This is a genomic window from Neptuniibacter sp. (genome assembly GCF_024231755.1).
In the GTDB taxonomy this organism is placed as follows: domain Bacteria; phylum Pseudomonadota; class Gammaproteobacteria; order Pseudomonadales; family Balneatricaceae; genus Neptuniibacter.
The window spans coordinates 1-3965 of sequence record NZ_JAAEQH010000034.1; the positions used below are offsets into that span (position 1 = coordinate 1).

Sequence of the window (3965 nt, forward strand, 5' to 3'; positions counted from 1 at the left end):
GGTAAATTACCTGGTGAAACCATCCATCAGGAATACAAACTGGAATATGGCACCGCAGCAGTTGAGATGCAGGTGGATGCGGTAACCGAGGGCGACCGGGTACTAGTATTTGATGACCTAATCGCCACTGGTGGAACAATTATGGCCGCGTGTAGCTTAGTAAAAGAACTGGGTGCCGAAGTCTATGAAGCAGCGGCATTAATCGACCTACCTGATTTGCAAGGCTCAAGCATAATTCAGGATGCAGGTGTTCCAGTACACACCCTGATCGCCTACGAAGGCCTTTAAGTGTCAACAGGGACAGATTTAAAATCTGTCCCTACTCATAACCTCCATCCCGGTCTCCTCTACCCAAGCTAGACCTTCCTCTAATTTTAACCAATTCTGCTTGAATATTTCTTTTAAGAATATCAATATAACCTAATATATTATCTCAAGTTTGATTGGAGTCATTATGCGCCGCACTCTTTCCTCTCTGTTTCTGGCAGGATCATTACTTGCATCCCCTTTAACATCTGCTGAAGAAGTGTACCTTAAACATCAGGGATTAACTCTGAATGCAAACCTGACTCTCGCGGAAGATTCCGGTTATGAGCGCATGTTTTTGATCACTCATGGAACCCTGGCGCACAATGCGATGGAGATTATCACCACTTGGCAGGAACTGTTGTCGGACGAGGGAATCAGTAGCCTGGCAATCAACCTGAGTCTGGGTCAGGACAATCGCCACGATATGTATGATTGCCCTACTACCCATAATCACAAACATACTGATGCTACTTCAGAAATCGGACAGTGGGTAAATTGGCTCAAAGATAAAGGTAGCACTGAGATTATTCTGGCAGCCCATTCCCGCGGTGGTAACCAGACAGCCTGGTATAGCGATGAGAACAGCGATTCTGCAGTCAAAGCACAGATTCTACTAGCACCACAAACCTGGTCCGAAACATACGAGCAGGAAAATTATGCAGAGCGCTACAAGAAACCTTTAACTCCAATATTAGAAAAAGCCAAACAGATGCCTGCTGAGAAAGTTATGCAGGATACAGATTTTATCTACTGTGAAAAAGCCAGCGTAACTGCAGGTAGTTTTGTCAGCTACTACCAGGCAGATCAACGCTTTGATACGCCGACCCTGTTGCATTCGGCTAAGATTCCAACGTTAGTTATCGCAGGCAGCGAAGACACAACAGTTCCAGGCCTTTACGCCAAGATGAGCTCGGTTGGCAATGAGATGATAACCAGTGTTGAGATCGAGGGAGCGGGACACTTTTTCCGTGATCTGTATATGGATGAAGTTATCGAAAACACCGTTGAGTTTCTAGATAGCTTATAATAGCCAGCTCAGTAAGAATCTTTCACATCTATGCGATATCTTAAGACTGCTTTCTTCTCATTTTTCCTGACGCTTGCGATACAGCAACCTTCACTCGCGTCTGGTGTGCCTATTGCTAACGATCTACAGGCTGACTATGGGGCGGAGGGCTTCAACCAAACAGGAGAGAAGAAGGTTGTTCTGCTTTTGGTATCTCAGCCCGGGTGTAGCTACTGTGTTCAAATCACTGAGGAGATCATCAAGCCAATGATACGCAGTGGCAGCTATGAAGAGACAACACTGTTTAGAGAAATAGAGATCAACGCTGGTGATTCCTTGAAGGATTTTTCCGGAGAGGAGATAACTTCCAATAGCTTTGCCCGCCGCTACAATGCCTGGGCCACCCCTACCTTACTCTTCCTTGACTCTACGGGAAATGAACTCGCAGAAAAAATGGTAGGCGTAAATACACTGGAGCTTTACGGATACTATGTCGATAAATCACTCCGTAACGCCCTCAAAAAGCTCAACCCATAATCATCGCTTTTAGCCGAATAAATTCAGCTTTCCTCTTTTATCCTTGGAAAAACTTGCTACCATGCACAGCCAATTTTTCTAACTGGAGCTGCAGCCATGTGGTTTAAGAATGTTATTTTTTATCGCCTGACCGATTCCTTCTCTTATACACAGGAACAGCTACAGCAGAAACTCCAGGAGCAGGCTTACACCCCTTGTAAAAGTCAGGAGTTAAGTCGCTATGGCTGGGTATCACCCTGTCGTCTTCTAGACGACATGCTAGCCCACGAAGTTCATGGCATGACAATGATTGCAGCGCGTAAAGAGGAAAAAATTCTTCCCTCGTCTGTTATCAAAGATGCCGTAAGCGAGAAAGTAGCGGTTATCGAACAGGAGCAGGCGCGAAAAGTTTATAAAAAAGAGAAAGACCAGCTTAAAGACGAGGTGATACTTGATCTTCTTCCGCGCGCGTTTAGCCGCTTTCAGCAGACCACTGCTCTAATCTCTCCCTCCCAGGGTTGGATCGCGGTAGACGCCTCAAGTCACAAACGGGCTGAAGAACTGTTAAGCCACTTACGCGGGACTCTTGGCAGCCTTCCGCTGACACTGCCCGATGTGAACCAATCTCCTTCTGCGGTTATGTCAAACTGGCTGGAACATAATGAAACCATCCCTGATGGCTTTGCCATCATGGATGAGTGCGAATTGCGAGACAACGTTATGGAAGGCGGAGTTATTCGTATCAAAGGTCAACAGTTAGAAGATGAAGAGTTTGTAGCCCATTTAGAAGCAGGCAAGCGAGTAACCAAACTAGCTCTGGGGTGGGATGAGCAAATTAAGATCGTTCTCAACGACGATCTATCCATCAAACGCCTTAAGCTCACTGAACAACTACAGGAAAAAATGGCAGATGAAGCCGCTGAAGATGAAGTAGCTCAGTTTGATGCAGATATGGTTCAGATGGGTCTGGAACTTGCCAAACTCTACCCTGCACTGATTGCTGCTTTCGGCGGAGAAGCTCAGCGCCCTTAATCCCTCCCCCAATAGGGCACCCCAGGGACTGCATTCAGCCAGTCCCTACTTTATACTCAATGTATTAATTATTGCTAAAATGACTTCTAGAGCATTGCGTTGAATAAACAACGTCGACGGGAACCATCAAGCCAAAGATAAGCATTTATGGAAAATAGCTCTCAGCCTCTAAATGAATCCAAGTTGCAGCATTTTCCCATTGCTTTCTTCGCAATGGTTATGGGCTGTACCGGGCTGGCTCTCGCTTGGCAAAAAGCGATTCAGGTATTAGGAACTCCAACTTGGGTAGCACATGCTTTGCTTATCCTAAGCGGGATGCTATTTCTGATAATAAGCGGTACTTACCTATTAAAAAGCATGCGTTTTAAACCCGTAGTTGCTGCCGAATTCAACCACCCGCTAAAACTGAGTTTTTTCCCCGCAATCAGTATCAGCCTGCTTTTACTCAGTACCGCTACATTATCACTACACAAACAGCTTTCCGAAATTCTATGGTTTTCAGGCAGCCTGCTACACCTTACTTTTACCCTCTACGCCCTCGGGCAATGGCTGCACCACCCTAAATATAAAATCGCACACACCACGCCAGCATGGTTTATCCCTGTAGTCGGTAATATTCTGGTACCCATTGCAGGGGTTGAACACGGGTATACTGAGGTAAGCTGGTTTTTCTTTTCAATTGGTCTGGTTTACTGGGTAATTCTGAAAACCCTTATTTTCAATCGTCTGTTTTTCCATGACCCTCTACCGGAAAAACTACTACCCACACTTTTTATTCTGATAGCACCACCAGCAGTGGGCTTTATCTCTTATACAAAGCTGAATGGTGAACTAGACAATTTTGCCCGGCTGCTCTTTTACTCCGCTCTCTTTTTGGTGCTTATGCTTTTCAGCCAATTTAAACGTTTCAGTGGGATTCGTTTCTATTTGTCGTGGTGGGCATACTCCTTCCCACTGGCAGTGACCTTTCCCCCGAATTTAACACCATGACGACGATGAGATTTCCAGATAATCTACGATCTAAATGGGGATCTCGACATGAAGAAACGTTACACGGAAGAGCAAATCATCAAAGCCATCAAGCAGCATGAAGCGGGTGTCA

The 3965-nt window shown here is 45.6% G+C and carries 5 protein-coding genes; all 5 read left to right on the plus strand.

All coding sequences use genetic code 11. The features are described 5' to 3' along the window. Positions 1-288: phosphoribosyltransferase family protein (locus tag GY843_RS01055; RefSeq protein ID WP_297305866.1), on the plus strand; the 288-nt coding region annotated here is incomplete at its 5' end. Positions 289-454: 166 nt separating this feature from the next. Further along, complete coding sequence (locus GY843_RS01060) at positions 455-1336, plus strand: alpha/beta hydrolase (RefSeq protein WP_297305867.1); 882 nt, start codon at positions 455-457, stop codon at positions 1334-1336. Between the two features lie 30 nt (positions 1337-1366). Beyond that, entirely contained in the window at positions 1367-1852 is a 486-nt protein-coding gene (locus GY843_RS01065) for a thioredoxin fold domain-containing protein (protein ID WP_297305868.1), read from the plus strand. Between the two features lie 96 nt (positions 1853-1948). Continuing rightward, positions 1949-2863, plus strand: coding sequence for a recombination-associated protein RdgC (gene rdgC, locus GY843_RS01070; protein ID WP_297305869.1), 915 nt, complete (start codon positions 1949-1951; stop codon positions 2861-2863). Positions 2864-3010: 147 nt separating this feature from the next. Beyond that, positions 3011-3853: an SLAC1 anion channel family protein gene (locus GY843_RS01075; protein ID WP_297305870.1), complete on the plus strand. Its 843-nt coding sequence runs from the start codon at positions 3011-3013 to the stop codon at positions 3851-3853. Positions 3854-3965: the final 112 nt, after the last annotated feature.

What these genes read in the sequence shown, in the direction of transcription:
- GY843_RS01060 (WP_297305867.1), top strand. Translation starts at nt 455, where the DNA reads ATGCGCCGCACTCTTTCCTCTCTGTTTCTGGCAGGATCATTACTTGCA.
- GY843_RS01065 (WP_297305868.1), top strand. Translation starts at nt 1,367, where the DNA reads ATGCGATATCTTAAGACTGCTTTCTTCTCATTTTTCCTGACGCTTGCG.
- rdgC (WP_297305869.1), top strand. Translation starts at nt 1,949, where the DNA reads ATGTGGTTTAAGAATGTTATTTTTTATCGCCTGACCGATTCCTTCTCT.
- GY843_RS01075 (WP_297305870.1), top strand. Translation starts at nt 3,011, where the DNA reads ATGGAAAATAGCTCTCAGCCTCTAAATGAATCCAAGTTGCAGCATTTT.